We start from the raw sequence: 26,083 nt of genomic DNA, 5'->3' as shown, positions 1-26,083 counted from the left end.
CCTCTACTTCTGTGCGAGACGGTCCAGGATGCGCGGGCCCAGGTCCGTCACGTCGCCCGCGCCCATGGTGAGAACGAGATCACCGGGGCCGGCCATTCCCGCGATCACGGACGGCACCTCGTCCTTGTCGTGCACCGGGGTCACGGCGGCGCCCGCCGCCCGGCCGGCGTCGATGATCAGCTCGCTGGTCACGCCCGGGATCGGGTCCTCGCGGGCGGGGTAGATGTCGAGGACGACGGAGGCGTCCGCGAGGGCCAGCGACTGTCCCATCTCCTTGCCCAGCTCCTGGGTGCGGGAGAACAGGTGCGGCTGGAAGACGACGAGGATGCGGGCGTCGCCCGCGGCGGCGCGCATCGCCTCCAGGTCGGCCGTCATCTCCGTCGGGTGGTGCGCGTAGGAGTCGACGACCTGCACGCCGGCCGCCTCGCCCTTGAGCTGGAGGCGGCGCTTGACGCCGGTGTAGGCGGCCAGGGCGGACGCCAGCTCGGCGGCCGGGATCCCGAGCGAAACCCCGGCGACCAGCGCGGCGACGGCGTTGTGCGCGTAGTGGCGGCCGGGCACGGAGACCGCGAAGGTCAGCTCCTGCCCGTCGAGCAGGACGGTGACCTCGCTCCTCAGCCCCTGGGCCACCACCGACAGCACGCGTACGTCGGCGTCCTCGGCCTCCCCGTACGTCACCACCCGCACGCCCTCGACCCGCCGGGTCAGCTCGCGCGCGCCCTCGTGGTCGGCGGAGATCACCAGCGTGCCGCCGGGCACGATCTTCCCGGCGAACGTCTCGAAGGACTCGTAGATCTCGTCCATCGACGCGTAGTTGGCGTGGTGGTCCAGCTCCACGTTGAGGACGATCGCGACCTCGGGGGCGTACTTGTGGAAGCTGCGGTCGGACTCGTCGGCCTCGGCGACGAAGATCTCGCCGTCGCCGTGCAGCGCGTTGGAGCCGGGTGCGTCCAGGTCGCCGCCGATGGCGTACGAGGGGTTCAGGCCCAGCTCGGACAGCGAGACCGCGAGCATGGAGGTGGTGGTGGTCTTGCCGTGCGTGCCGGCGACCGCGATCGGCCGCAGGCCGTCCATCAGCCGGGCGAGGGCGTCCGAGCGGTGGACCACCGGGATGCCCAGCTCGGCGGCGCGGGCCAGCTCCGGGTTGTCCGCGCGGATCGCCGACGACACGACGACGCAGCTGGCGTCGTCGGCGAGGTGCTCCGCGGCGTGCCCGATGTGCACGGTCGCCCCGAGCGCCCGCAGCGCCTCGGCGGTCGCCGACTCCTTGGCGTCGCTGCCGGCGACCTCGGCCCCGCGCTGGGCCAGGATCTTGGCGATCCCGGACATCCCGGCCCCGCCGATGCCGATGAAGTGCGGTCGGTCCATGGCGGAAGGAAGGCCGGGTGCCATGCGTGTCTCTCCCAGATGCGGTACGACGGTGACGCCCCCACCCTATTCCGCGAACCGACCACGACCGACCAGGGGCGCGGCGAACGCCCCCCGCCCTTCGACCGAGGCCCACCGCAGGAACGCGCGGACCCGCCCGCCCTTCGGCCGAGGCCCACCCCACCCACCTCAGGGGCGCGGGGAACCGGGCGGGACCGGCCACGGCCCGCGGCAGACCACCCCGATACCCGGCCAAGGGCCACCCCACCCACCTCAGGGGCGCGGGGAACTGCGCGACCTGCCACGAACGGCCGCGAGCCGCCCGCTCACCCGCGCCCCCACGGCGGACCGCCCCTGTGAAGCCGACAGCGGTCACACCTTGCTGTGCGAGAACAGCTTCAGCACCGGCACCCCCACCTTGTGACGGGCTCTCGACGCCCAGTCGCGGTGGAAGAACTCCTCCACGTAGTGCGGATCGGTCAGGACGATCACCTCGTCCGCCCCGGTCTCCTCGACGAGCGTCTTCAGCGCGTCCAGCGGGTGGTCCTCCACCAGCCGCCCCACCGCCTCGTTGCCGGCGGCGTGCAGGGCCTGCAGCGACACGTCCAGGGCCCGGACCCCGAACCCCTTGGCCTCGTCGCCCTCGGGCGTCTCGCCCTCCTTGGCCGCCTCGTCCAGCTCGCCGAGCGCGACGTCGTCGATGGCCCGCAGCAAGCGGTCCGCCTGATCGCCGCGCGGCTGGAGCAGTACGTGGAACGAGACCGGTTCGTCACCGTGCAAAGTGGTGACGAACTCCACGTCGGCGGACGTCAGGGCCTTCTCGATCATCAAAACGCTTGTGAACACCAGCGCCTCATTCTCCTTCGAGGACCCCCGTGGCCCTCAGTCCTCCGCGGGCCGTTCAAGCCCGTGCGGAAACCACCCTTCCCCGTGTTCCCACGGGGTCTGCGTGTCCTAGTCTGCCCGCCCGAAGCTAACCGGAACGGAAGATTCCGACGAATTCGGCTTCCAGGGGCGTTGCCCCCGTTTTCCCCGGCGGCGCCCCGTCACACCCCCTTCCACCTGGCACGTCAGACCCTCCCGTACCGGCTGAAGAGGAACCCGTCCTCCTCCAGGAGCGACACCAGGGCGAACCGTCGCGGAACGGCGACCTCCGGTCCGCCCGCGATGCGCTGCGCGCCGCCCGCGGTGAGCATCGGGGAGACGGTCAGGCACAGCTCGTCGAGCACCCCGGCGGCCACCAGCTGCCCGAGCAGCCGGGGACCGCCCTCGGTGAGCAGCCGGGTGTGCCCGAGGGCGGCGAGGGCCCGGACGGCCCGCGCCGGGTCGACGCCCGCGCCGTCCCCGGCGGTCACCACCCGGGCGCCCGCCTTCTCGGCCGCCGCGACCCGGTCGGGTGCCGCCGCCGCGCCGGTCAGGATCAGGGTCGGGACCAGCGGGGAGGTGAAGAGGGGCAGCGAGAGGTCCAGGTCCAGGCCGGCGCTGACGATCGCGATCGCCGGGGCGGCGCCCTGCCCGGCCGCCTCCCGCCGCGCCGCGAACTCCGCACGCGCGCGTGCCGGACGGTACTGCTCCCGGCGCACCGTTTCGGCGCCGACGACCACCACGTCGGCGAGCGCCCGCAGGGTGCCGAAGACGCGCATGTCGGTCGGGTGGGAGATGGGCTGGGAGCGCCCCCCGTGCTGGGCGGCCCCGTCGAGGGTGGAGACCATGTTGGCGCGCAGCCAGGGCACGGGCCCGCCGGGGCCGGGCTCCGGATAGGCGTAGGCGTCGGCGATCTCGTCGAGGCTCCACTCACGGGCCTCCGTCGCCGCACCCCCCTCGCCCGGAAGGTCGGCCACTGTCTGGTCGGTCACAGGGAACAGCCGTCGCATGCCAGGCAGTCTGGCACGGCGCTTACCATGGGGAACCGTGTCGTCCTCCCATCCCGCCCCCGGCCTCGACCCGATAGCCGACGCGGCCCCCGTGTCCCTCTGCGCCCGTGAGCCGCGTGTCCCCGCGGACCGGCTGGTCGCGGAGATGGTGCCGCCGCCCCGGTTCGACTCGGTGCGCTTCAGCACCTACCTCCCCGACCCGAACCAGCCCAGCCAGACGCGGGCGGTGGAGGTCCTGGAGGACTTCGCCGCGGGTCTCGGCGGGGCGCACGCCGTCGGTTCCGCCAGACGGGGGTTCCTCGGCCTGGGCCGGGCGAAGGCCCCGAAGGTCCCGGCCGGCCCGCGCGGCGTCTACCTGGACGGCGGGTACGGCGTCGGCAAGACGCACCTGCTGGCGTCCCTGTGGCACGCCACCCCGGCCGAGCCCGCGCTCAAGGCGTTCGGCACCTTCGTCGAACTGACGAACCTGGTGGGCGCCCTCGGCTTCCAGCAGACGGTACGGACCCTCTCCGGCCACCGGCTGCTGTGCATCGACGAGTTCGAACTGGACGACCCGGGCGACACCGTCCTGGTCTCGACGCTGCTCGGCAAGCTGGTCGAGGCGGGCGTCGCCCTCGCGGCCACCTCCAACACCCTGCCGGGCAAGCTCGGCGAGGGCCGGTTCGCGGCGGCCGACTTCCTCCGGGAGATCCAGGGACTGTCCGCGCACTTCCGCGCCCTGCGCATCGACGGCGAGGACTACCGCCACCGCGGCCTGCCCGAGGCGCCGGCGCCGTACTCCGAAGAGCAGGTGACGAAGGCGGCGTACGCCACCGCCGGGTCCTCGCTCGACGACTTCCCGCGCCTGCTGGACCACCTCGCCCGGGTCCACCCCAGCCGCTACGGCGCGCTGACCGATGGCCTGAAAGCGGTCTGTCTCACCGACGTCCAGCCGGTCCCCGACCAGTCCACGGCGCTGCGCCTGGTCGTCCTCGCCGACCGGCTGTACGACCGCGAGGTCCCGGTGCTGGCCTCCGGACTGCCGTTCGACCGCCTGTTCAGCGACGAGATGCTCAACGGCGGTTACCGCAAGAAGTACTTCCGGGCGATCTCCCGCCTCACCGCGCTGGCCCGCGACGCCAAGCGGCTCGTCGAGCCCGCCTGAGCGTCCGGCCCCCCGGCCGGGGGCCGGTTCGCGCCACTCCACCCTCGTTTTTGAGGCGCAGTTCATCTCGAAACACGGAGTTAACCCTGCAAACAACTTTGCAGGGTTAACGTGTTTCTTGACCAGTGGTTGACCAACCGTTGGTCCGGACGAGAGGCGCGAAACGGCCGGGAGGGGGCGCATGTTCCGAGGTACGACGGCCAGGACCGCGGTTTCGCTCCTCGTCGCCGCCCTGCTGGCATTACCTTTCTTCACACTCGCCCCTTCCTTCGCACACGCGCACACGGCCCGTCATGTCGAGGCCAAGGCTGAGCCCGGAATCAAGCTCTCCGCCACGCCCGCGCGCGACGAGATCTCCTCCTCCCGCCCCTGCGGCCGGTCCGAGAAACCCTTCGACCCCCTGCGCCCGCGCGACCGGCACCGCGCCACCGTCACCGCCGATCCGGCGCCGCAGCAGTCCGAGCGCCCCCGGTCGGTCCAGGACCCGGCGGCCGGGCACCGGGCCACCGGCCCGGCCGGACTCCACCAGCACCGGTCGAGATCCTCGGCGGCCCACTCCCCGGCGGCCCTCCAGGTCTTCCGCTGCTGAGAGCGGCCTTCCGCTGCCGGAAGCGGCCTTCCGCCGCCGAAGCGGAGCAGAACAGCAGTTCCCCCACCTGTCCTGCACGTCCGACGCGCACCCCACCGCGCGCCAGGAGGAATCACCACGTCATGCAGCCCCTCATCGACAACGCCCGTACGTTCGGACAGCGCCCTGAGGAGTTCGCCCAGCTCGCAGAGGGCCAGTCCCCCGACGTCCTGTTCATCACCTGCTCCGACTCGCGGGTCGTTCCCGCCCTGATCACGGGCGCCCGCCCCGGCCAGCTCTTCGAGCTGCGCACCGCCGGCAACATCGTTCCCCCCTACGTCTCCCACCCCCCGACCGGCGAGGCCGCCACCATCGAGTACGCGGTGGAGGTGCTCGGCGTCCAGGACGTCGTCGTCTGCGGTCACTCGCACTGCGGTGCCGTCGGCGCGCTCGTGCGCGGCGACGACCTCGACGCCGTCCCGGCCGTACGCGCCTGGCTCGCGCACGCGGCCGGCGAACCCGCGGCCGCCGACGCCGGCGACCCGGCCGTCGAGCAGGCCGTGCAGCACCACGTCCTCGCGCAACTGCTGCGGCTGCGCTCCTACCCGTGCGTGGAGAAGCGGCTCGCGGACGGCCGGCTGCGGGTGCGCGGCTGGTACTACGAGGTGCACACCGGTGCCGTGCGCGAACACCGCGTCGAGACCGACTCCTTCGAGGCCCTGTGAGGACCCCGATGACCAGGTTCCCCCACCTCAAGGAGGACTTCACCGCCTCCCTCGTCGTCTTCCTGGTCGCGCTGCCGCTGTGCGTCGGCGTGGCCGTGGCCTCCGGTGCCCCGGCCGAGCTGGGGCTCGTGACCGGCATAGTCGGCGGCATCGTCACCGGCCTGATGCGCGGCAGCAGCCTCCAGGTGTCCGGACCGGCGGCCGGTCTGACCGTGCTGGTCTTCGAGGCGGTCCAGGAGTTCGGGCTGCCCGCGCTCGGTGTGATCGTGCTCGCCACCGGCGTGCTCCAGATCGCGATGGGCGCCCTGAAACTGGGGCGCTGGTTCCGGGCCATCTCAGTCTCCGTCGTCGAGGGCATGCTGGCCGGGATCGGCCTGGTGCTGATCGCCGGCCAGCTGTACTCGCTGGTCGGCACCAAGGCCCCCGCGTCCGGCCTGGAGAAGATCGCCGGGCTGCCGGCGGCTCTCGTGGACGCCTTCGGCAGCACCGCCGCGCTCGCCTCGCTCGCCCTGGGCGCCGGCACCGTCGTCGTCCTCGTGGTGTGGAAGCGGCTGCCGGCGAAGGTCCGCACGGTGCCCGGCCAGCTCGCCGCGGTCGGTCTCGCCACCCTCGCCGCGCTGGTGCTGGACCTGCCGGTGGCCACCGTCGAGGTGCGGGGCCTGCTCGGCTCGATCCAGCCGCCGTCCCTGGACACCTTCGGCGGGGCGGCCGGACTCGGTCTGCTCGGCACGATCGTGGCGTTCACGCTGATCGCGTCCGCCGAGTCGCTGTTCAGCGCGGCGGCGGTGGACCGGCTGCACGACGGGCCGCGCACCGAGTACGACAGGGAACTCCTCGCGCAGGGCGCGGGCAACACCGTCTGCGGTGTGCTCGGCGCCCTGCCGATGACCGCGGTGATCGTGCGCAGCGCGGCCAACGTGCAGGCGGGCGCGCGCACCAAGGCGTCCCGGGTGCTGCACGGCGTCTGGCTGCTGCTGTTCGCGGCGCTCCTGCCGAACGTGCTGGCCTACATACCCATCCCGGCGCTCGCGGGCATCCTGGTGCACGCGGGGGCCAAGCTCATCCCCGTCCGGTCGATCGTGTCGCTGTGGCGCGACCACCGGGGCGAGGCGCTGATCCTGGTCGTCACGGCCGTGTCGATCGTCGCGGTCAGCATGTTCGAGGGCGTCCTGATCGGTCTCGCGCTGGCGGTCGTCAAGACGGCCTGGGAGGCCTCGCACATCAGGATGGAGGTCGTCGACAAGGGCGCCGGACCCGTCCAGGCCTGCCTGTCGGGCAACGCGACCTTCCTGCGGCTGCCGAAGATCCTGGACAGCCTGGAGGCCCTGCCGCAGGACCGCCCGGTCGAGCTGGACCTCTCCGGTCTGCACCACCTCGACCACGCCTGCCGTACGGCGCTGGAGAACTGGGCGGCCCGGCACAGCGACGCCGGCACCGAACCGGTGCGGGTCACCATGGCCGCGTAGGACGAGGCTCGTCGAGGACTCGCCCCCCGCCCGCCGTCGGTTCCGGGACCCGGCACGTGGCCCCGGACCCGGCGGCGGGCCTATCTTTGCAGGACAGGCATGTCGGACCTCTGCCTGAGGAGGTCGTGATGGTCGAGGAACTGCTGACGGCGGCCGCGGCGGTCGGCGCCGCGGGGTTCGCGTACGTGGTGGCGGGCGCGCGGGTGGTGAAGCAGTACGAGCGCGGGGTCGTCTTCCGGCTCGGCCGGGTCGCGGGCGAGGTGCGCAGGCCGGGCTTCACCATGGTGGTGCCCTTCGTCGACCGGCTGCGCAAGGTCAATCTCCAGATCGTGACGATGCCCGTGCCCGCGCAGGAGGGCATCACGCGGGACAACGTGACCGTGCGGGTCGACGCGGTCGTCTACTTCCGGGTCGTCGACCCGGCGGCGGCGATCGTCAACGTCGAGGACTACCGTTTCGCCGTCTCGCAGATGGCGCAGACCTCGCTGCGGTCGATCATCGGCAAGAGCGAACTGGACGACCTGCTCTCCAACCGGGAGAAGCTCAACCAGGGCCTGGAGCTGATGATCGACAGCCCGGCGGTGGGCTGGGGCGTGCAGATCGACCGGGTCGAGATCAAGGACGTGTCGCTGCCCGACACCATGAAGCGCTCGATGGCCCGTCAGGCGGAGGCCGACCGTGAGCGGCGGGCCCGGATCATCAACGCGGACGCGGAGCTGCAGGCGTCGAAGAAGCTCGCCGAGGCGGCCCAGCAGATGGAGGGCACCCCTTCGGCGCTCCAGCTCCGCCTCCTGCAGACGGTGGTGGCGGTGGCCGCCGAGAAGAACTCCACGCTCGTGCTGCCGTTCCCGGTGGAACTGCTGCGCTTCCTGGAGCGCGCCCAGCAACAGCCGCAGCCCCTGCAACAGCCGCAGCCCCAGCAACCGCCACCGCCACCGCCACGAACCGCGCCCTCGCCGTCTCCCTCACCGGTGGAGCGGTGACACGAGCCACGCGCGTGGTTCCCGAGGTGCGCGCCGGGTGATAGACACGGCGGGGTCACCGTCCCTGTCCGCCAGCAGGAAGGTCACCCCATGTCCGCGACCCGTCGTCAGATCCTCGCCCGCACCGGTGCCCTGGGAGCGGGCATCGCCTTCTCCGGGGCACTGTCCGAACTCTTCCCCGGCACGGCCGCCGCCGCCCAGAACCTCGGCCACAGCGGCTACGGCCCCCTCGTGCCCGACCCGCACGGCCTGCTCGATCTGCCGGAAGGTTTCCGCTACCGGGTCCTGTCCCGCGAGGGCGACCCGCTGCGCTCGGGAGAGGGCCCGGTCCCCTCGAACCACGACGGCATGACGGCCCTCCCGGGCCGCCACGGCCGCGTCCACCTGGTCCGCAACCACGAGAACCGGCCCACCGCCCGGTACGCGGTCCCCACCGTGGACGGCCTGACCTACGACCCGGCCGGCAAGGGCGGCTGCACGGCCCTGACGCTGGACGCCGGCAACCGGGTGCTCGACGAACGGGTCGCGATCGCCGGCACGGCCGTCAACTGCGCGGGCGGACCCACCCCGTGGCACACCTGGCTGACCTGCGAGGAGACCGAGGACAAGGCCGGCACCAACGGCTACACCAAGGACCACGGCTTCGTCTTCGAGGTCGACCCGTCCGACCCGCGCCGCACCGGGGCGGTCCCGCTGACCGCGATGGGCCGTTTCCAGCACGAGGCGATCGCGGTCGACCCGCACCTGGGGATCGTCTACGAGACGGAGGACGCCTTCCTCAAGCCCTTCGGCCTGTTCTACCGCTTCCTGCCCGAGAAGCCGCTGGGCGGCGTGGGCTCACTGCGCGCGGGCGGCCGGCTCCAGGCGATGCGCGTGCCGGGCGTACCGGACCTGTCGTCGGTCCAGGAGACCGGCACGGGTTTCGACGGCGTCGAATGGGTCGACGTACCCGACCCGCTGGCCGCCGGGACCCCGGTCCGGCTCCAGGACTTCGGCCCGCGGGGCATCACGCACGCGCAGAAGCTGGAGGGCTGCTACTGGGGCGGGCGGTGCGTGTACTTCGTGTCGTCGTTCGCCCGCGGCACGGACGGCTCGGCGGCCGACCACTTCGGCCAGATCTGGCGCTACGACCCGGCCCGCCGCCGGCTGACCCTGGTGATCGTCTTCGGCCCGGACACGGACGTCCAGCTGCCGGGCGAGTCCCCCGACAACATCTGCCTGGCTCCCGGCGGCGGCCTGATGGTCTGCGAGGACGGCAACGGCGCCCAGCACGTCTTCGGGGTGACGCGCGGCGGCGAGGTCTACGCGATGGCGCGCGGCCGCCAGAACATCGGCACACCGCAGGAGCCCGAGTGGGGCGAGTTCGCCGGCGTCACCTTCTCGCCCGACGGCCGCACGATGTACGTCAACTGCTACACGCCGGGGACGACGTTCGCGGTGACGGGCCCCTGGCGCCGGTAGGCCGGTGATCCGGGTCCGTGATCCGGGTCCGTGATCCGGGTCCGTGATCCGGGTCCGTGATCCGGGTCCGTGATCCGGGTCCGTGATCCGGGTCCGTGATCCGGGCGGGTGACACGGCACGGGGCGCGCGCACGTCTCCACACGATCGGGCCGTCGTCGCTCATAACTTCATACGATGATCCCTCCCGTACGTCGTCTCGCCGCCGTGGGTGCCCTCGGTGTCCTCGGTGCCGTGCTCGCCGCCTGCGGCACCGCCGAGGCACCCCGCGCCCCCCGCGATCCCCGCCCGGCCCCCGGCCTGCCCTCGGCCGGCCTGCCCTCCGCCGGCCGTCCGTCGCCCGTCGCGTCCCGGCCGCCCACCCTCGCGCCGGGTCCGGCCGGCCAGGTTCCCGTCTTCGCGCACGCGCCCCGCACCGGCGACAAGACCGTCGCCCTCACCTTCGACGCCGACATGACCGCCGGCCAGGGGGCGCGGGCGGCGGCCGGTGAGCACTTCGACAACCCCGGACTGATCGCGGCCCTGCGGGCGTTGAAGGTGCCGGCGACCGTGTTCATGACCGGCCGGTGGGCCGAGGAGTATCCGGCCCAGGCCCGCGCCGTCGGCCGGGACCCGCTCTTCGAGGTCGCCAACCACTCCTACAGCCACTACGCCTTCACCGACGACTGCTACGGCCTGCCGACCGTGGAGCGCGAGGCGATGCGGGCGGACGTGGAGCGGGCGTACGCCGCCTTCCGCGCCGCCGGGGTTCCGGACGCGATGCCGTACTTCCGCTTCCCGGGCGGCTGTTACGACGCAGAGGCACTGCGCGCGGTGAGCGGCACCGGGGTGACGGCGGTGCAGTGGGACGTGGTGAGCGGCGACGCCTTCGCCACCGACGCGGACGCGGTGGCCCGGCAGGTCCTGGAGGGCGTGCGGCCGGGGTCGGTGGTGGTCATGCACTGCACGCGCAGCGCCGCCCCGGTCACCGAGCGGGCGGTGCGCGCGATCGTGCCCGAGCTGCGCCGCCGGGGCTACCGGTTCGTGAAGGTGTCCGAGCTGATCGGCGCCGCGGGCGGCCGCCGCTGAGGCCCGCGCCCCTCTCGTACGCTGGGGTGATGAGCGACGACACCTACGGTCCGACCGACGCGAGCGGGCCGCCCGGGGCCGAGGGGGCGCCGTACGCGGAGTGCGTACTGTGCCGGGAGCCGACGGAGTACCCGCGGTCGTACCGGGGGACCACGCTGTGCCCCCGGTGCGAGTGGCAGGAGGCCCAGCGGACGGCCTGCTCGGGCTGAACCCCGGCCGCGCGACGGCCTGGGGCCGGGGGCGTCCCCGGCCGTGCCGGCCCGTCCAGTACTCTGCGCCGAGTGAGTGAGAGCCCCTTCCAGACCGAGCCGAATCCGCGTGATCAGGCGCCGCAGTTCGTCCTCCCGCTCGTCGTGCGGTTGGAGAAGACCGACCCTCCCGGCCGCACCGACGCGCTCGAGACGGCCGCCCGGGCCGTGCTCGTGCTGCTGAGCGACGAGCGGGCCCTCGGGGAGGGCGAGTGGGCGCAGGCCGTACGGGACTGGCAGGACGCCCGCATCCGCAAGGTCGTGCGGCGGGCCCGCGGGGCCGAGTGGCGGCGGGCCGGGGAGCTGCCCGGGATCACCGTGACCGGGGGGACGGCGGAGGTCCGGGTGTTCGTGCCGGTGCCGTTGGACGGGTGGCCGAAGGAGCTGGCGAAGCTCCAGGTGTCGGGGACCGATCTCGACGACCCGCGGGAGCCGTCGCCGGCCGGTCCGGGGGTGCCGGTGCTGTGGATGAGTCCCGAGGTGGAGATGTCGGCGGGCAAGGCCATGGCGCAGGCCGGGCACGGCGCGCAGCTCGCCTGGTGGGAGCTGTCCGACGAGGAGCGCTCGGCATGGCGCGAGGCGGGCTTCCCACTGGCCGTGCGCACCGCGGAGCCCGAGCGCTGGCGCGAGCTGACCGCGAGCGGACTGCCGCTGGTGCGGGACGCGGGGTTCACCGAGATCGCGCCGGGCAGCTGCACGGTGGTCGCGGAACATCCGGCGCTGCGCTCGCGGTGACGGAGCCGGCGCCGCCGTCACGGATCTCGACGCGACCGGGCCCCCTCGTGCCCTCCCTCTGAACCGGGCGGGCCCCTCCCGCGTACTTCCCGGGGACGGGCGGGCCGTGCGGTGGTGCGCGGGCGAACCTCAAATGTTGCTCTGAAGGAGCGCCGTCGGCGGTTCGGGCCCGGCCGGTGGGGTCATATCCCGGTCACCACGCCGGGGGGTCGGCGATGAAGGAGGGGACCATGACGCGACTCGGTACGGGAATCGGCTGGCGGCAGGAGATCGCGGACGCCGTGGAGCGCATGCCGGGCATCGACTGGGTCGAGGCCGTGGCCGAGAACGTCTGCCCCGGTCACCTCCCCGAGTCCCTGCTGCGGCTGCGCGAACGCGGGGTCGTCGTCGTCCCGCACGGCGTCTCGCTCGGCCTCGGCGGCGCCGACCGGCCCGACGAGGGGCGGCTGGCCGCGCTCGCCGCGCGGGCCGAGGTGCTGGGCTCGCCGCTGGTCACCGAGCACATCGCGTTCGTCCGGGCGGGCGGCCCGCTGACCGCGACGCCCCGGCTGGAGGCCGGGCACCTGCTGCCCGTGCCGCGCACCCGGGACGCGCTGGACGTGCTGTGCGAGAACGTGCGCATCGCGCAGGAGTCGCTGCCCGTGCCGCTCGCCGTGGAGAACATCGCGGCGCTGATCGCCTGGCCCGGCGAGGAGATGACGGAGGGTCAGTTCCTGTACGAGCTGGCCGACCGCACGGGCGTCCGGCTGCTCATCGACGTGGCCAACCTGCACACCAACCATGTGAACCGCGGCGAGGACCCCGCCGAGGCGCTCGCCGAACTTCCGCTGGAGGCCATCGCGTACGTCCACGTCGCGGGCGGCTTCGAACGGGACGGCGTCTGGCACGACAGCCACGCGCATCCGGTGCCGCGCCCCGTCCTCGACATCCTGACCGACCTCACCTCCCGCGTCGCCCCGCCCGGGGTGCTGCTGGAGCGCGACGAGAACTTCCCCGCGCCGCAGGAGCTGGAGCGGGAACTGGACGCGATCCGGGAGGCGGTGGAGCCGGGGGCGCGGCAGCGGGGGCCGACCGCCGCACAGATACCGGCCGCGGAGGCCGGGGAAGCGGAACCATACGCGGCGGGGACCGGGGAGACCGAGCCGTCGGCCGCGGGTCCGGGGGCGGCAGGGCCCTCCACCACGAGGGCCGGGAGGGCGGAGCCGTCCGCCACGAGGGCCGAGGAGACCGAGCCGTCGGCCGCGGGTCCGGGGGCGGCAGGGCCCTCCACCACGAGGGCCGGGAGGGCGGAGCCGTCCGCCACGAGGGCCGAGGAGACGGAGCCGTCGCCCCTGGAGGCCGGGGAGACCCGACGGCCGGCCGCCGGCACCGCCGGGGAAAGGGAGCCGTCGGCCGCCGGCACCCTCGGGGAGACCGGGCCGCCGGCCGTCGCCGACGCCACGCGGCAGCGGCTCGGGCTCGCCCAGGCCGCCCTGCTGTCCGCACTGGTGGCCGGGACGCCCGTCCCGGAGGGTTTCGACCGGGTGCGGCTCGGCGTGCAGGCCCGCGCGCTGGCCGCGAAGCGGGCCGACGTGGTGGCGAAGCTGGCGCCGGAACTGCCGCTGATCCTCGGCGCCGGCTACCGGTCCGCTTTCCTCGCCCACGCCCAGCGCCACCCGATGCGCGGCGGCTACCGGCAGGACGCCCTGGACTTCGCCGAGCACCTGCTGCTGGGCGGGCAGCTGGCGGAGGGGCGGGCCCGGCGCGAGCTGCGACGCTGGTGGCTGGACCGCTCGGGCCCGGCGCCGAGGCCGCTGTCCCGGCTGGGCCGGGTGGGCCGCGTGGGACGTTCGTTGATCGGGCGGTGACCGGGGCGGCACCCCGGGCGTCGAAGCCGTCGGGGCACCCCCGTGCCCGAGTGTGCCCGGGTTAACACCGGGGGCGGCCGGTCCTCCCCGGTGAGCGTTTCACGATGCTTTCCGCCCTTTCGCCGCGCGACCCCGGAGGGCGTTTCGCGTTGAAAGCCCGAGCCGCGACCTTTGCCCCTCGGGCGGCAGTCGCCTCCGCGGGCGCAGTAATATGCCCACCCCGCACCCGAAGCACGAGCGTGCGGTGCCGTGAGCAGGAGGCACCATGCGACCCCGACCCCCGATCAGGGGCAGAGGCATCTTCAGTGGCACCGGGCTCATCGTCGTCGGCCTGGCCGCGACGCTCGTCGCGCTCGTCTTCCCGGTCTGGTCCTACGAGGACCGGTCGGGCACCGGCGTCGACGTGCTGAACGCGGAGACCGTGGCGACGCAGTACGGGCCGCTGTCCGGACTCGACCGCGACTTCGTCACCAAGGTGCGGCTGGCCGGGCTGTGGGAGCTGCCGGCGGGCCGGCAGGCACAGGCCAAGGGCGCGACCGAGGCCGTGCGGACGGCGGGTCGGCACCTCGTCGAGGGGCACGCCTTCCTGGACGAGCGGGTGCGCACGGTCGCCGCGCAGCTCGGGCTCGCCCTGCCGAACGAGCCCACCGGCCAGCAGCAGGACTGGCTGAAAAGGCTGGACGCGGCACAGGGCGAGGACTTCGACCGGGAGTTCGCCAACATCCTGCGACTCGCGCACGGCCGGGTGTTCTCCGTCGTCGCGCAGGTGCGGGCGGGCACCCAGAACGCGCTGGTGCGCGACCTCGCCGACGACGCCAACACCACGGTCCTGGACCACATCAAGGTCCTGGAGGCCACCGGTCGCGTCGACTTCGCCCGCCTCGCCCGGGACCTGGCGGCGGGCAGCACCCCGCCGGTCACCCGCTCCCCCGCTCCGCCCGGTCCGGTCGCCGACCCGGGAACGGTCGTGCCGCTCGCGCCACCCTCGGCGTCCTCGGTGTCGGGTTACCCGCTCCCGCCGGCCGCGACCGGTCCGCCACCGTCCGACGGTTCCTGACCGGGCCCGACGAAGGCGAGCGGAACGTCATATATCCACCACACCGGGTCCGGATACTGAACAAGGCATGGCGCTCCCCGGTGCGTCCGGCATAGAACTGCGGCATGTTCTGGGTCCTTCTCCTGCTGCCGGCCTGGGCCGTCGCCGGTGTCGCGTGCACCCGGCTGTGCCTGGCCGCCGTCCGTACGGCAGCCGTCGGCACGGACGCGGCCGGGGGACACGACCTGACGCTCTACGAGGCGGCGTTCCTGTCCGGGGGTCCCGCGCGGGTCGCCGAGCTGACGCTGGTGTCCATGGCCCGGCAGCGACGGCTGCTGCTCGCCCACACGGGCTGGGCCACGGTGGTGGACCCGCACGGGCGCGACGAGATGGAACGGTCCGTCATAGGAGCCATCGGCCCCGCGGGGCAGTCCAGGATCGCCCCGGTGCGGGCCGCCGCCGCGGCAGCCGACGCGGTCCGCCGGCTCGCCGACCGCCTCGTCGGCGTCGGCCTCGCGGTGCCCGACGGCGCCGGTACGACGGTGGCGGCGGGCGTCCGGCAGGTACGGGGTGCCGCCCTCGCCGTCCTGGCGCTGGGTACGGCCGCGCTGCTGATGCCGATCCCCTCGGACATGCCGCGCGTCCTCGTCGCCGCCTGGTTCGGGCTGCCCCTCGCCCTCACCCTGAGCTGCCTGGCCCTGGCCCGGATCGAGGCGCACCCGTACTCACCCTGGGCGTCCCCGGCGGGACAGCACCTGTTGACCGCCCTGACCCGTGGCACCGCGGTCGGGGCCGACGACCACGCCTACCTGACCTCCGTCGCCGTCCACGGCATCCGGGCGGTGTCCGAACCGCACCTGCGAGCGGCGTTCGCCCACCGCGACGCCGGCCACGGGGCCTGCGGGAGCGGCTGAGGCACCCCGGCCGGCGCCCGGCCGGCGCCGTCCCCGTCCGCCCTCGTCCGTCGCCGACCGGCCCGGCCCGGCGCGTGCCGGGCATCGTCCGCCCCGGCGCGTCCGGGTCTCCCGGGGGCGCACGAGGGGCATTGGCGCCGACACCCTCGCGTGGTGCTTGCCTTCGCCGACAGGCGGACGAAGCATCCCTTCTGTCGCTGCCGCGCTTCGAAGGGACACGCGATGAGAGCTGCCGTCCTCCACTCGGCCACGGGAGCCCTGCTCCTGACCCTCCTTTCCGCCGTCCCCGCGGGCGGGACCCCGAACGCCGTCCCCGATGTCGCGGGGATCGCGGGGGTCGCGGGGGTCGCGCTCGCCGCCGAGCGGGCCGCGGCGAAGGGGATCGACTTCGGTGCCTGCTCCGACGTGCCGGACCTGCCGGCCGGCGTGGAGTGCGGCACCGTGAGCGTGCCGCTCGACTACGCGCGGCCGAACGGCGAGCAGCTCGCATTGGCCGTCAGCCGGGTGCGGGCCACCCACCGCGACCCGCACAACAGCAAGCGCCGTGTGCCCGGGCAGGGTTCGCTGGTCTTCAACCCGGGCGGGCCGGGTGCCTCGGGGCTGTACTTCCCGCTGGTCGGCATGGTTCCCGCGTGGAAGCGCCTCGGCGCCGCCTACGACCTGGTGGGGTACGACCCGCGCGGGGTCGGCCGCTCGGCCCCGCTGTCCTGCGAGGACCCGAAGACCTTCTTCAAGGGGCCCGCTGCGGCGCCGGTACACCCCTCGGAGGCGTACAAGCGGGAGCGCGTCGCACGGGCGAAGGCGTACGCGCGGGGCTGCGCGCGGCGGACGGGCGACGCGCTGCGGCACTACCACTCGCTGAACAACGCCCGTGACCTGGACGTCCTGCGGGCCGCGCTGGGCGAGGACCGGCTGACGTTCCTGGGGGCGTCGTACGGCACCTACTTCGGGGCGCTGTACGCGACGCTGTTCCCCTCCCACGTGCGGCGGATGGTGTTCGACGCGGCGGTGAACCCGGACCCGGCGCGGATCTGGTACCGCAACAACCTCGGCCAGTCGGCGGCGTTCGAGAGCCGCTGGGAGGACTTCCGCGAGTGGGTCGCACGGCACGACCGGGTGTACGGGCTGGGCGGCACCCCGCAGGCGGTGCTGCGCAGTTACGAGCGGGCGCGGGCGAGACTGGCCGCCGAGCCGGCCGGCGGCCGGGTGGGGCCCGCGCAGTTGCAGGGCGCGTTCCTCCAGGCCGGGTACTACGACGACTACTGGCCGTCCCGCGCCGAGGCGCTGTCGACGTACCTCAAGGGCGATCCGAAGCGGCTGATCGCGCTGGCCGCGCCGGCCCCGGAGGCGGCGGCGGAGGCGGAGAACGCGAACGCCGTCTACACGGCCGTGGAGTGCAACGACGGGCCGTGGCCGACGGACTTCCGGGTGTGGGACCGGGACAACACGCGGCTCGCGCGGGTGGCGCCGTTCGAGACCTGGGACAACGTGTGGGCGAACCTGCCGTGCGCGTACTGGCCGGCGCCCCGGCAGCAGCCGCCGGACGTGCGGACCGGGCCCGGCGAACTGCCGGCGACGCTGATCCTGGCGGCCGAACGGGACGCCGCGGCACCTTACGACGGGGCCCTGGAACTGCACCGGCGGCTGACGGGCTCGGTGCTGGTGACGGAGCGGGACGCCGGCACCCACGGCATCGCGGGCGGGCCGAACCCGTGCGTCAACGGCCACCTGGAGACCTACCTGCTCCAGGGGCGGCTGCCGGCCCGGCGCGCGGCCTGCGCCCCGCACGCGCAGCCCCGGCCGGCCGGCCCCGCCGAGAGGGCGGCGGCCGCCCGGCCGGCGCGCTGATCAGGCGAGGCCCGCCACCAGTTCGGCGACGTCCTTGCGGCGGCCCGTGTAGAACGGGACCTCCTCGCGGACGTGCAGCCGGGCCTCGGAGGCGCGCAGGTGGCGCATGAGGTCGACGATGCGGTACAGCTCGTCGGCCTCGAAGGCGAGGATCCACTCGTAGTCGCCGAGGGAGAACGAGGCGACCGTGTTGGCGCGGACGTCCGGGTAGCCGCGGGCCATCTTGCCGTGGTCGGCGAGCATGCGGCGGCGGTCCTCGTCGGGCAGCAGGTACCAGTCGTAGGAGCGCACGAACGGGTAGACGCTGATGTAGTTCCGCGGCGTCTCGTCGGCGAGGAACGCCGGGATGTGCGAGCGGTTGAACTCGGCGGGCCGGTGCAGCGCCATGTTCGACCAGACCGGCTCCAGGGCGCGGCCCAGCCGGGTGCGGCGGAAGAGGTTGTACGCCTCCTGGAGCTGGTCGCTGGTCTCGGCGTGCCACCAGATCATCAGGTCGGCGTCAGCGCGCAGGCCGGACACGTCGTAGGTGCCGCGGACCGTCACGTCCTTGGCGGCGAGCTGGTCGAACAGCTCCTGGACCTCGTCGGCGTAACCGGCGCGGTCCTCGGGGAGGGTGTCCTTCAGCCTGAAGACGGACCACAGCGTGTAGCGGATGACCTCGTTGAGGTCCTTGGCCAGCTTGCCCTTGTTCGGGATCCTGCCGGACTCGGTGGTGGGGGCGTCGTCACTCATGGTTCTCATTCTCCCGCTCCGCCGTGCAGACTTTGCACGGGGTTGGCCGTCAGCTCGCGCGCGGTGCTGCCGTCGCCGCCGATCCCGTCGACCGCCGCGTACGCGCTCGCGATGCAGGCGGGGATGCCGACACCGTCGTAGGGCGCGCCGCACACCGCGAGGCCGGGGAGCTTCGCGAGGTGCTCGCGGACGCGGGCCACGCGCGCGTGGTGGCCGACGGGGTACTGGGGCAGGCCGTCCGTCCAGCGGGTGACGCGGGTCTCGAGGGGTGTGGCGTCCAGGCCGACGGCGGCCTTCAGGTCGTGCCGCGAGACGTCGACGAGTTCGGCGTCGGAGCGCTCCAGGATCTCCGTCTCGCCGTACCGCCCGACGGAGGTGCGCAGCACGGTCACGTCCGGGTCCTGGCCGGCGATCCAGCCCCACTTCTGCGAGGCGAACGTGGACGCCTTGACGGTGCGGCCGTCGACGGGCGGAACGAGGAAACCGCTGCCGTCGGGCAGGGTGGCCTCGGCGCGGCGGAAGGCGAGGGTGATCAGGGCCATCGAGGCGTACTCGACGGTGCGCAGTTCGGCGGCGGCCCCGGGGGACTCGGCGGCGAGCAGCGCGGCGGCGGCGGGCGCGGGGACGGCGACGACGACGCCGTCGGCGTGCAGGACGCGGTCGCCGGCGGTGACGCGCCAGCCGCCGGCCGGGTCGCGGCGCAGGGCGCTCACCGGCGTGCGGGTGAGGATCTCGCCGCCGCGCGCCCCGACGGACGCGGCCACCGCGAGGGGCAGCGAGCCGACGCCGCCCTCGATGCCCGTGAACACGGGTCCGGTCTGCTGGTGGGCGGCGGCCTTCGCCTGGATGTCGCGGACGGCCTCCGTCAGCGAGCGGTGGGTGCGCGCGGCCTGGAACAGCTGCGGGACGGCCGAGCGCATCGAGATGCGGTAGGCGTCACCGGCGTAGACCCCGCCGAGGAGCGGCTCCACCAGGCGGTCGACGACCTCGCGGCCCAGGCGGGCCGCCACGTACTCCCCGACGGCCACGTCCTCGCCGATCTCCGTGCGGGGCAGGTCGGCGTCCCGGGCGATCCGGGCGAGGCCCTCGTCGGAGAGGAGGCCGGCGAGCGCGGCGGCGGTGCCGGGGACGCCCATGACATGGCCCTTGGGCATGGGGCGCAGGGCGCCGCGGGTCCACACGGAGGCGGTGGCGGTGGCCGGCGGCTGGAGGCGCTCGCCCAGGCCCGCCTCGCGCGCGAGGGCGACCGCCTCGGGTCGGCGGGCGAGCATCGACTCGGCGCCCAGGTCGACCCGGACTCCCGCGATCTCGCCCGGCAGGAGCTTGCCGCCGACCCGTTCGGACGCCTCCAGCACGGTGACGCGCGCGCCGCGCTCCAGCAGCCGGTGGGCGGCCGCCAGGCCCGCGATCCCGGCTCCCACCACGACGACGTGCCCCGTGCTCGTACCCGTTGCGCTCATGCCCCCCACTCTCTCAGACCCCACCGGCACTCCGGCCAGGGCCATGTGGCCCCACCGAGTCCCGACCGTGACCGCTTCGGAACCGTCGCGGCCGAACGCCGCGCCCCGCCCCGGCGTCGAAGGACCGTCAGCCGTCGCCGAACCCTCGGGGGGTACGCCCACATGCGCACACGACGTTCCGTACGACCGGTCCACGCCCTGGCGGGCGTCCTGCTCGCCGCCGCCGTCGCCCTCACCGGGTGCGGCGCGAACGACACGGGAGCGAGCAGCGCCTCGGACAAGGCGGCCGGTCCGGAGGCCGGCGTGGCGCGGCCGGCCGAGGACGCCAAGTCCGGTGCGGGCGCCGAGTCCGGCGCGGACTCGGGCGCGGGCGGGTCGCGGGCGACCGCGGCGCCGAAGCCGTCCGTCAACCGCATCATCCGCACCGCCACCCTGACCGTGCAGGTCAAGAACGTGCCCAAGGCCCTCGACCGGGCCCGCGCCACCACCGAGAACGCGGGCGGCTACATCGGCGACGAGACGACCGTCCGCGACGAGGACGGCGCCGAGGAGACCCGCGTCGTCCTGCGCGTGCCGGTGGAGGAGTACGACGACGTCCTGGCCGGGCTGCAAGGGACGGGCAAACTCCTGGAGCGCACGGCGAAGGCCCAGGACGTCACCGACCAGGTCGTCGACGTGGAGAGCCGGATCACCTCGCAGCGTGCCAGCGTGACCCGCGTGCGCGCGCTGATGGACCGGGCGACGAAGCTGAGCGACGTGGTCACCCTGGAGGGCGAGCTGAGCCGCCGGGAGGCCGATCTGGAGGCGCTGCTCGCCCAGCAGGCGTCCCTGAAGGACCGCACCAGCCTGGCCACGATCACGCTGACCCTGTCCGAGAAGCCGGTGCCGGTCGAGGCCGGGGACGACGACCCCGGGTTCGTGGACGCGCTGGCCGGCGGCTGGGACGCGTTCGTGACGATGCTGCGCTGGATCGCGATCGCGTTCGGCGCGGTGCTGCCGTTCGCCGCGGTGCTCGCGCTGGCACTGCTCGTGTGGCTGCGGCTGCTCCGCCCCCGGCGCCGGGCGGCCCGCCCGGCCGAGCCGGCCCAGTGGCCGGCCCACCCGGCCCACCCGGCCCGCCCGGCCGAGCCCGAGGGGCGGACGGCCGACCGGGACTGAGCGGGCGGGCGGCGCCGGGCCGCTTCAGGACCCGGCTTCGGGGCCCTGCGCCGTCCCGGGCGTCGGCGCCCCGCGGCCGCGGCGCGCCCCGGAGGCCGCCGGGCCCGACGAGCAGGCCGGCGACCCGGCGCGTGCTGCGCGCCGGCGGTCCGCGAGCCGCTCGGCGGGGAGGCCGCGGCCGCGCTGTCGCGGAGGCTTGAGGCGCTGTCGGGCCCGGCCCGGCTGCGGCTGCGACTGCTGTCTCTGACGGCTTTCCCCGAGGGCGGCGAGGCCTGTGCGTGCGGCCTCACCGGCCCTTCGGCGTCTCCCGGCCGACGGCCTCCCACCACCTGGAGGTGCGGGGGGCCGGGCCGGCCGGACCGCCAAGTCCACGGCCCGGTCGGCCCGGTGGGGGCGAGGGCGGGCGGGGTCCCGTGGCGTCCGCCCCGTAGCGTGTCCGCATGAGCATGAGCGAGAGCGCGCGCCCCGGGGCGGCCGGGCGGAAGCGGCTGGTCGTGATCGGCGGCGACGCCGCGGGCATGTCGGCGGCCTCCCAGGCCCGCCGGCTGAAGGGGCCCGGGGAACTGGACGTCGTGGCCTTCGAGCGCGGCCACTTCACGTCCTACTCGGCCTGCGGCATCCCGTACTGGGTGGGGGGCGACGTCGACGAGCGGGACGAGCTGATCGCCCGCACGCCGCAGGAGCACCGCGCGCGCGGCATCGACCTGCGCCTGCGCACCGAGGTCACGGAGATCGACCTCGCCGGGCAGCGGGTGCACGCGCGTGACGTCGACTCGGGGGCGGAGTCCTGGACGTCGTACGACGACCTCGTGATCGCCACCGGGGCCCGGCCGATCCGGCCGGACCTGCCGGGGGCCGACGCCGAGGGCGTGCACGGGGTGCAGACGCTCGACGACGGGCAGGAGCTGCTCGACTCGCTCGCGCGCACCCGCGCGCGCGGGCGGCACGCCGTGGTGGTCGGGGCGGGCTACATCGGCGTGGAGATGGCCGAGGCGCTCATCAAACGGGGCTACCTGGTGACGGTCGTCAACCGGGGCAGCGAGCCGATGTCCACGCTCGACCCGGACATGGGCCGGCTGGTGCACGAGGCCATGGAGGGTCTCGGCATCACCATGGTGAACGACGCCGAGGTCACCGGGCTGCTCGCCGGTGACGACGGCCGGGTGCGGGCGGTCGTCACGGCGGACGCCGAGCACCCGGCGGACGTGGTGGTCCTCGGCATCGGTGTCCGCCCGGAGACCGCCCTCGCCGAGGCCGCCGGCCTGCCCCTCGGCGCCCACGGCGGTCTCCTCACCGACCTGGCGATGCGGGTGCGCGGCCACGAGAACGTCTGGGCCGGCGGCGACTGCGTCGAGGTCCTCGACCTGGTGTCCGGCCAGGAACGCCACATCCCCCTCGGCACCCACGCCAACAAGCACGGGCAGATCATCGGCACCAACGTCGGCGGCGGCCACGCCACCTTCCCCGGCGTCGTCGGCACCGCCGTCAGCAAGGTCTGCGACCTGGAGATCGCCCGCACGGGCCTGCGCGAGAAGGACGCGCGCCGGGCGGGGCTGCGGTACGAGGCGGTCACCGTCGAGTCGACCAGCCGGGCCGGCTACTACCCCGGCGCCTCCCCCATGACCGTCAAGATGCTCGCCGAACGCCGCACGGGCCGCCTCCTCGGCGTGCAGATCGTCGGCAGGGAGGGCGCGGCCAAGCGCGTCGACATCGCGGCGGTGGCCCTGACGGCGGGCATGACGGCCGAGCGGATGACCACCCTGGACCTGGGCTACGCCCCGCCGTTCAGCCCGGTGTGGGATCCGGTGCTGGTGGCGGCGCGGAAGGCGGCCGCGAAGGTGCGCGGCGCACAGGGGTAGGAACAGCGGCCTGCCCCACGCACCCGCACCCGCACCCGGCCTACGCGGTCCCGGACAGCCTCGGCAGCGCGGAGACCGCCGGAGGCTGCTGCTCGGCCGGCTTCGCGTGCGCCGCCGACGCCGGCCGGGACCGCAGCCGGTGGCTGACGGCCTCGTCGAGGGTCACCGCCCGCTGGTGCTGCGCGGCCAGCCGCCCCGCCTCCTGACCGAGCCGGGCCACGTCCTCCCAGGGCAGCCGGATCACGAGCGCGATCTCCGCCTCGCCGTCGGGTGTGGCGTGCATGGGAGGGGTCACCCTGTCGTTCATCGCCTGTTCCTCACGTCGGTCCCGCGGCCCGCCTTCCCGGTGCGGCGGGCGGTTGCCGGTTCATACGGGCCCGCGGGGAACCGCGTTCACCGGTTCACCGAACGGATCGGGGGCAGTACTTCCTTGTGGTCATCCCCGTCCATGACGTGAATCCCGCACGCCGTACCCCCGTGGTGACGTATGCGCTGATCGCCGTGAACGTCTTCGTGTTCCTGTTCATGCCGGGCCTGTCCGGCTCGGTGGCGGGTGACAGCACGCTGGCGCAGACCTGCCATCTGCACGCGTTCCTGGAGCAGTACGCGGCCGTGCCCCGCGAGTTGATCCACCATCGGTTCCCGCAGCTCGTCCCCACCGGGGACGTGCGCGGCGGCGGCTGTCTGCTGGGCCCGCCGGACTACGACAAGTCCCCGCCGCTCAGCGTCCTCACCGCGATGTTCCTGCACGGCGGCTGGCTGCACCTGCTGGGCAACATGCTGTTCCTGCTGATCTTCGGCAACAACATCGAGGACCGCATGGGCCACGTCCGCTTCGCGCTGTTCTACGTCGCCTGCGGCTATGCGGCGTCGTACGGCTTCGCGCTCGTCAACGCCGACTCGGCCGACCCCCTGATCGGCGCCTCGGGAGCGATCGCGGGCGTGCTGGGCGCCTATCTGGTGCTGTACCCGAAGGCCAGGGTGTGGGTGCTCGTGCCGTTCCTGGTCTTCCTGCCGCTGCGGCTGCCGGCCTGGCTGGTGCTGGGCTTCTGGTTCGGGCTCCAGGCGGTGTACTCCTCCGGCGAGGGCGTGTCCGACGCGGGCACGGTGGCGTACGCGGCGCACGTCGTCGGCTTCCTGGCGGGCATGCTGCTCGCCTGGCCGCTGAAGAAGGGCACCCCGCCACCGCCGGAGCCGCGCGGCCTGCTGTTCGGCAGGAGCGCGCGGCCGGGCTGGTGACGCGGGCGGCGGGTCAGCGGGCCGTGTGGGTGTGGACGTACTCCACGAGGCGGGTCAGCGCGTCCGGGTCGGTGGACGGCATGACGCCGTGCCCGAGGTTGAAGACGTGGCCCTCCAGGCCCTCGGCGGCGCCGAGGACCTCGCGGGTCTTGGTCTCGACGGCCTCGGTGGAGGAGAACAGCACGGTCGGGTCGAGGTTGCCCTGGAGCGCCTTGCCGGGGCCGACCCGGCGGGCGGCCTCGTCGAGGGGGACGCGCCAGTCGACGCCGACGACGTCCGCGCCCGCCTCGCCCATGAGCCGGAGCAGCTCGCCGGTGCCGACGCCGAAGTGGATGCGCGGGACGCCGTACCCGGCGACGGCCTCGAAGACCTTCACCGAGGCCGGCATCACCGAACGGCGGTAGTCGGCCGGAGCGAGGGCGCCCACCCACGAGTCGAACAGCTGGACCGCCGACGCGCCCGCCTCGATCTGCACCTTCAGGAAGGCCGCCGTGATGTCCGCGAGGCGGTCCAGCAGGTCGGCCCACAGCTCGGGGTCGCCGTACATCATCGCCTTGGCGTTCTCGTACGTGCGCGACGGGCCGCCCTCGACGAGGTAGCTCGCCAGGGTGAAAGGCGCGCCCGCGAAACCGATGAGGGGGGTGGAGCCCAGCTCGCGGGTCAGCAGGCCGATCGCCTCGGTGACGTAGGAGACGTCCTCGGGGGTGAGGTCGCGCAGCCGGGCGAGGTCGGCGCGGGTGCGGACGGGCTGCTCGACGACCGGGCCGACGCCCGGCTTGATGTCGAGGTCGAGGCCGATCGCCTTGAGCGGGACGACGATGTCGCTGAAGTAGATCGCCGCGTCCACACCGTGCCGGCGCACCGGCTGGAGGGTGATCTCGGTGACCAGCTCGGGCCGCATGCAGGACTCGAGCATCGGGATGCCCTCGCGCACCTTGCGGTACTCGGGCAGCGAGCGCCCGGCCTGGCGCATGAACCACACGGGCGTGTGCGGCACCGGTTCCCGCCGGCACGCCTTCATGAAGGGGCTGTCGTACGTCGCTGTCGGCTGCCGGCCCGCGGGGCTCTCGTTCGCGCTCACGACGGCAAGTCTCCCACGACGCGGAAAGCCCGCGGAAACCGGCGGTCCGCCCCCGTCCCGCCCGCCGACACCCCCCGCCCGCGCGCCTGTTCGCCCAGCGCGCAGCCGTCCGAGGACCGCGCACGGGTGTCTTGCCCTGCGCGAAGCTCCCGTTCCCCTTAATGTTCCCGGCATGGCTGCGGCTCAGGGACGACTGTCGGACGGTACGGGCGGGATGGATGACGCGAACGGGGAGGACCGGGAGGGGGGCGGGGCTGTTCCGGCGCCCTTCCAGGCCGCCGTCGACGCGCTGAGGACCGCCCGGCTGCGGCCCCAGATCGAGATCGAGCCGACCCCGGCCCCGCGGCGCCTCGCGCCGTACGCGTACGCGCTGGAGGCGACCGTCGTGGACGGCGACCAGGATCTGGCCGACGGGCGCCTGGTCCTGCTGCACGACCCGGCCGGGCACGACGCCTGGCGCGGGACCTTCCGGCTGGTCACCCTGGTGCGGGCGGAACTGGAGCAGGAGATGGCGGTGGACCCGCTGCTGCCGGACGTGTGCTGGTCCTGGCTGACCGGGGCGCTCCAGGCGCGCGGCCTGACGTACGGCGAGCCGAGCGGCACGGTCACGCGGGCGAGTTCGCACCACTTCGGCGGCCTGTCGGAACGTCCGGCGTCCTCGCAGATCGAGATCCGGGCCTCCTGGACGCCTCGCGAGGGGCGCGGCTCGGTCCCGGACACGGCGGCGCACCTGGCGTCCTGGTGCGATCTGCTGGCGCAGGTCGCGGGGCTGCCGCCGGCCGGTCCGGGGGACGCGTCCGTGGTGACGCTGCCGCAGCGACGGGGGCCGCAGTCGCGGTGACGCCGCCGCGACGACGGCGGCCGCGGCGGCGGTGACTGCGGCAGCGGTGACCGCGCACACCGACGGCGACGGGTTCCGTCGCCGCCCGGCACACCCCTGACCTCCTCCGGTTTCCCGACTCCCGCCGATCACCCCGGCACTCCCCGGCCTTCCCCGACCTCACGACCTCACGACCGACGGGCCCCGCCGGGACCCGTCGGCCGTGCTCGCACGCCGTGTTCGGGCCCGGCAACCGCGGAGTCCCCCGAACGGCCGCCCCGATTGACCATCTCTTTGTCGATACGGCCACTTTCGATCCCATACGGCACTCGCTCAAACCGACTCGATCTTCGGATGATCGATCACGTGTCCGAATTAGACGGATTTTTACTCACTAGATCGTGATCATTTTCTAAAGGACCCACGGTCCGGTGCCGAAGACGACTGTGAC

24 protein-coding genes are annotated in these 26,083 nt (G+C 74.2%); 17 read left to right on the top strand and 7 right to left on the bottom strand.

The genetic code is table 11. From position 1 onward, the window contains the following. Positions 1-3: 3 nt before the first annotated feature. The 3 genes from murC to ACH4N1_RS31225 all read right to left on the bottom strand — a co-directional run bounded on the left by murC (position 4) and on the right by ACH4N1_RS31225 (position 3,242). Positions 4-1,392, bottom strand: a complete 1,389-nt coding sequence (murC, locus tag ACH4N1_RS31235; RefSeq protein WP_398102865.1) for a UDP-N-acetylmuramate--L-alanine ligase — start codon at positions 1,390-1,392, stop codon at positions 4-6. A 348-nt stretch (positions 1,393-1,740) separates the two neighbouring features. After that, entirely contained in the window at positions 1,741-2,214 is a 474-nt protein-coding gene (locus ACH4N1_RS31230; protein WP_382786239.1) for an indole-3-glycerol phosphate synthase, read from the bottom strand. Between the two features lie 224 nt (positions 2,215-2,438). Continuing rightward, positions 2,439-3,242, bottom strand: coding sequence for a pyrimidine reductase family protein (locus tag ACH4N1_RS31225; protein WP_398102862.1), 804 nt, complete (start codon positions 3,240-3,242; stop codon positions 2,439-2,441). Positions 3,243-3,279: 37 nt separating this feature from the next. Here ACH4N1_RS31225 and zapE point away from each other — a divergent pair, with 37 nt between their 5' ends. The 13 genes from zapE to ACH4N1_RS31160 all read left to right on the top strand — a co-directional run bounded on the left by zapE (position 3,280) and on the right by ACH4N1_RS31160 (position 17,283). Then, entirely contained in the window at positions 3,280-4,386 is a 1,107-nt protein-coding gene (gene zapE, locus ACH4N1_RS31220; protein WP_398102859.1) for a cell division protein ZapE, read from the top strand. Between the two features lie 181 nt (positions 4,387-4,567). After that, the gene (locus ACH4N1_RS31215; protein ID WP_398102856.1) at positions 4,568-4,975 is read left to right on the top strand and encodes a hypothetical protein; all 408 of its coding nucleotides are present in this window, start codon (positions 4,568-4,570) and stop codon (positions 4,973-4,975) included. 122 nt (positions 4,976-5,097) lie between these two features. Then, positions 5,098-5,679 carry a carbonic anhydrase gene (locus ACH4N1_RS31210; protein ID WP_398102853.1) on the top strand — a complete coding sequence of 194 codons (582 nt, stop codon included), beginning with the start codon at positions 5,098-5,100 and terminating at the stop codon, positions 5,677-5,679. Positions 5,680-5,687: 8 nt separating this feature from the next. Next, positions 5,688-7,145 carry a SulP family inorganic anion transporter gene (locus ACH4N1_RS31205; protein ID WP_398102850.1) on the top strand — a complete coding sequence of 486 codons (1,458 nt, stop codon included), beginning with the start codon at positions 5,688-5,690 and terminating at the stop codon, positions 7,143-7,145. Between the two features lie 128 nt (positions 7,146-7,273). Continuing rightward, complete coding sequence (locus ACH4N1_RS31200; protein ID WP_398102847.1) at positions 7,274-8,128, top strand: slipin family protein; 855 nt, start codon at positions 7,274-7,276, stop codon at positions 8,126-8,128. 90 nt (positions 8,129-8,218) lie between these two features. Then, positions 8,219-9,589, top strand: coding sequence for an alkaline phosphatase PhoX (locus tag ACH4N1_RS31195; RefSeq protein WP_398102844.1), 1,371 nt, complete (start codon positions 8,219-8,221; stop codon positions 9,587-9,589). A gap of 175 nt (positions 9,590-9,764) precedes the next feature. Further along, positions 9,765-10,655: a polysaccharide deacetylase family protein gene (locus tag ACH4N1_RS31190; RefSeq protein WP_398102841.1), complete on the top strand. Its 891-nt coding sequence runs from the start codon at positions 9,765-9,767 to the stop codon at positions 10,653-10,655. Between the two features lie 29 nt (positions 10,656-10,684). Then, positions 10,685-10,864 (top strand): hypothetical protein, encoded by a 180-nt coding sequence (locus ACH4N1_RS31185; RefSeq protein ID WP_398102838.1) that lies wholly within the window; start codon positions 10,685-10,687, stop codon positions 10,862-10,864. Positions 10,865-10,936: 72 nt separating this feature from the next. After that, the gene (locus tag ACH4N1_RS31180) at positions 10,937-11,638 is read left to right on the top strand and encodes a peptidyl-tRNA hydrolase (protein WP_398102835.1); all 702 of its coding nucleotides are present in this window, start codon (positions 10,937-10,939) and stop codon (positions 11,636-11,638) included. 230 nt (positions 11,639-11,868) lie between these two features. Then, complete coding sequence (locus ACH4N1_RS31175) at positions 11,869-13,485, top strand: DUF692 family multinuclear iron-containing protein (protein WP_398102833.1); 1,617 nt, start codon at positions 11,869-11,871, stop codon at positions 13,483-13,485. 265 nt (positions 13,486-13,750) lie between these two features. Beyond that, complete coding sequence (locus ACH4N1_RS31170) at positions 13,751-14,542, top strand: DUF4142 domain-containing protein (RefSeq protein ID WP_398102830.1); 792 nt, start codon at positions 13,751-13,753, stop codon at positions 14,540-14,542. Positions 14,543-14,646: 104 nt separating this feature from the next. Then, entirely contained in the window at positions 14,647-15,435 is a 789-nt protein-coding gene (locus tag ACH4N1_RS31165) for a TIGR04222 domain-containing membrane protein (RefSeq protein WP_398102828.1), read from the top strand. Positions 15,436-15,657: 222 nt separating this feature from the next. Beyond that, positions 15,658-17,283 (top strand): alpha/beta hydrolase, encoded by a 1,626-nt coding sequence (locus tag ACH4N1_RS31160; protein WP_398102826.1) that lies wholly within the window; start codon positions 15,658-15,660, stop codon positions 17,281-17,283. Here the strand turns inward: ACH4N1_RS31160 and hemQ are convergent, their stop codons facing one another. Both hemQ and hemG read right to left on the bottom strand, forming a co-directional pair. Beyond that, positions 17,284-18,015, bottom strand: a complete 732-nt coding sequence (gene hemQ, locus ACH4N1_RS31155; protein WP_398102824.1) for a hydrogen peroxide-dependent heme synthase — start codon at positions 18,013-18,015, stop codon at positions 17,284-17,286. Positions 18,016-18,020: 5 nt separating this feature from the next. Next, positions 18,021-19,475 carry a protoporphyrinogen oxidase gene (gene hemG / locus ACH4N1_RS31150; RefSeq protein WP_398102821.1) on the bottom strand — a complete coding sequence of 485 codons (1,455 nt, stop codon included), beginning with the start codon at positions 19,473-19,475 and terminating at the stop codon, positions 18,021-18,023. A gap of 162 nt (positions 19,476-19,637) precedes the next feature. Between hemG and ACH4N1_RS31145 the strand changes: the two genes are divergently transcribed. Both ACH4N1_RS31145 and ACH4N1_RS31140 read left to right on the top strand, forming a co-directional pair. Beyond that, entirely contained in the window at positions 19,638-20,633 is a 996-nt protein-coding gene (locus ACH4N1_RS31145) for a DUF4349 domain-containing protein (RefSeq protein WP_398102818.1), read from the top strand. Between the two features lie 446 nt (positions 20,634-21,079). Beyond that, positions 21,080-22,492 carry an FAD-dependent oxidoreductase gene (locus ACH4N1_RS31140; RefSeq protein ID WP_398102958.1) on the top strand — a complete coding sequence of 471 codons (1,413 nt, stop codon included), beginning with the start codon at positions 21,080-21,082 and terminating at the stop codon, positions 22,490-22,492. Positions 22,493-22,532: 40 nt separating this feature from the next. Here ACH4N1_RS31140 and ACH4N1_RS31135 read toward each other — a convergent pair whose 3' ends face one another. Further along, positions 22,533-22,799 (bottom strand): hypothetical protein, encoded by a 267-nt coding sequence (locus ACH4N1_RS31135; RefSeq protein WP_363090419.1) that lies wholly within the window; start codon positions 22,797-22,799, stop codon positions 22,533-22,535. A 125-nt stretch (positions 22,800-22,924) separates the two neighbouring features. On the opposite strand from ACH4N1_RS31135, the gene ACH4N1_RS31130 reads away from it, so the two are divergent. After that, the gene (locus tag ACH4N1_RS31130; RefSeq protein ID WP_398102815.1) at positions 22,925-23,731 is read left to right on the top strand and encodes a rhomboid family intramembrane serine protease; all 807 of its coding nucleotides are present in this window, start codon (positions 22,925-22,927) and stop codon (positions 23,729-23,731) included. A gap of 13 nt (positions 23,732-23,744) precedes the next feature. On the opposite strand, the gene hemE is transcribed toward ACH4N1_RS31130, so the two are convergent. Then, a complete protein-coding gene (hemE, locus tag ACH4N1_RS31125; RefSeq protein WP_398102812.1) occupies positions 23,745-24,812 on the bottom strand; it encodes a uroporphyrinogen decarboxylase in 1,068 nt (355 codons plus the stop codon). 172 nt (positions 24,813-24,984) lie between these two features. On the opposite strand from hemE, the gene ACH4N1_RS31120 reads away from it, so the two are divergent. Continuing rightward, positions 24,985-25,653, top strand: a complete 669-nt coding sequence (locus ACH4N1_RS31120; protein WP_398102809.1) for a DUF3000 domain-containing protein — start codon at positions 24,985-24,987, stop codon at positions 25,651-25,653. Positions 25,654-26,083 lie beyond the last annotated feature (430 nt).

This window comes from Streptomyces sp. NPDC017202 (genome assembly GCF_044331705.1).
Lineage (GTDB): Bacteria > Actinomycetota > Actinomycetes > Streptomycetales > Streptomycetaceae > Streptomyces.
This window is presented reverse-complemented; position numbering and strand designations above follow the sequence as displayed.

What these genes read in the sequence shown, in the direction of transcription:
- murC (WP_398102865.1), bottom strand. Translation starts at nt 1,392, where the DNA reads ATGGCACCCGGCCTTCCTTCCGCCATGGACCGACCGCACTTCATCGGC.
- ACH4N1_RS31225 (WP_398102862.1), bottom strand. Translation starts at nt 3,242, where the DNA reads ATGCGACGGCTGTTCCCTGTGACCGACCAGACAGTGGCCGACCTTCCG.
- ACH4N1_RS31215 (WP_398102856.1), top strand. Translation starts at nt 4,568, where the DNA reads ATGTTCCGAGGTACGACGGCCAGGACCGCGGTTTCGCTCCTCGTCGCC.
- ACH4N1_RS31210 (WP_398102853.1), top strand. Translation starts at nt 5,098, where the DNA reads ATGCAGCCCCTCATCGACAACGCCCGTACGTTCGGACAGCGCCCTGAG.
- ACH4N1_RS31205 (WP_398102850.1), top strand. Translation starts at nt 5,688, where the DNA reads ATGACCAGGTTCCCCCACCTCAAGGAGGACTTCACCGCCTCCCTCGTC.
- ACH4N1_RS31200 (WP_398102847.1), top strand. Translation starts at nt 7,274, where the DNA reads ATGGTCGAGGAACTGCTGACGGCGGCCGCGGCGGTCGGCGCCGCGGGG.
- ACH4N1_RS31195 (WP_398102844.1), top strand. Translation starts at nt 8,219, where the DNA reads ATGTCCGCGACCCGTCGTCAGATCCTCGCCCGCACCGGTGCCCTGGGA.
- ACH4N1_RS31190 (WP_398102841.1), top strand. Translation starts at nt 9,765, where the DNA reads ATGATCCCTCCCGTACGTCGTCTCGCCGCCGTGGGTGCCCTCGGTGTC.
- ACH4N1_RS31185 (WP_398102838.1), top strand. Translation starts at nt 10,685, where the DNA reads ATGAGCGACGACACCTACGGTCCGACCGACGCGAGCGGGCCGCCCGGG.
- ACH4N1_RS31175 (WP_398102833.1), top strand. Translation starts at nt 11,869, where the DNA reads ATGACGCGACTCGGTACGGGAATCGGCTGGCGGCAGGAGATCGCGGAC.
- ACH4N1_RS31170 (WP_398102830.1), top strand. Translation starts at nt 13,751, where the DNA reads ATGCGACCCCGACCCCCGATCAGGGGCAGAGGCATCTTCAGTGGCACC.
- ACH4N1_RS31165 (WP_398102828.1), top strand. Translation starts at nt 14,647, where the DNA reads ATGTTCTGGGTCCTTCTCCTGCTGCCGGCCTGGGCCGTCGCCGGTGTC.
- ACH4N1_RS31160 (WP_398102826.1), top strand. Translation starts at nt 15,658, where the DNA reads ATGAGAGCTGCCGTCCTCCACTCGGCCACGGGAGCCCTGCTCCTGACC.
- hemQ (WP_398102824.1), bottom strand. Translation starts at nt 18,015, where the DNA reads ATGAGTGACGACGCCCCCACCACCGAGTCCGGCAGGATCCCGAACAAG.
- hemG (WP_398102821.1), bottom strand. Translation starts at nt 19,475, where the DNA reads ATGAGCGCAACGGGTACGAGCACGGGGCACGTCGTCGTGGTGGGAGCC.
- ACH4N1_RS31145 (WP_398102818.1), top strand. Translation starts at nt 19,638, where the DNA reads ATGCGCACACGACGTTCCGTACGACCGGTCCACGCCCTGGCGGGCGTC.
- ACH4N1_RS31140 (WP_398102958.1), top strand. Translation starts at nt 21,080, where the DNA reads ATGAGCGAGAGCGCGCGCCCCGGGGCGGCCGGGCGGAAGCGGCTGGTC.
- ACH4N1_RS31135 (WP_363090419.1), bottom strand. Translation starts at nt 22,799, where the DNA reads ATGAACGACAGGGTGACCCCTCCCATGCACGCCACACCCGACGGCGAG.
- ACH4N1_RS31120 (WP_398102809.1), top strand. Translation starts at nt 24,985, where the DNA reads ATGGCTGCGGCTCAGGGACGACTGTCGGACGGTACGGGCGGGATGGAT.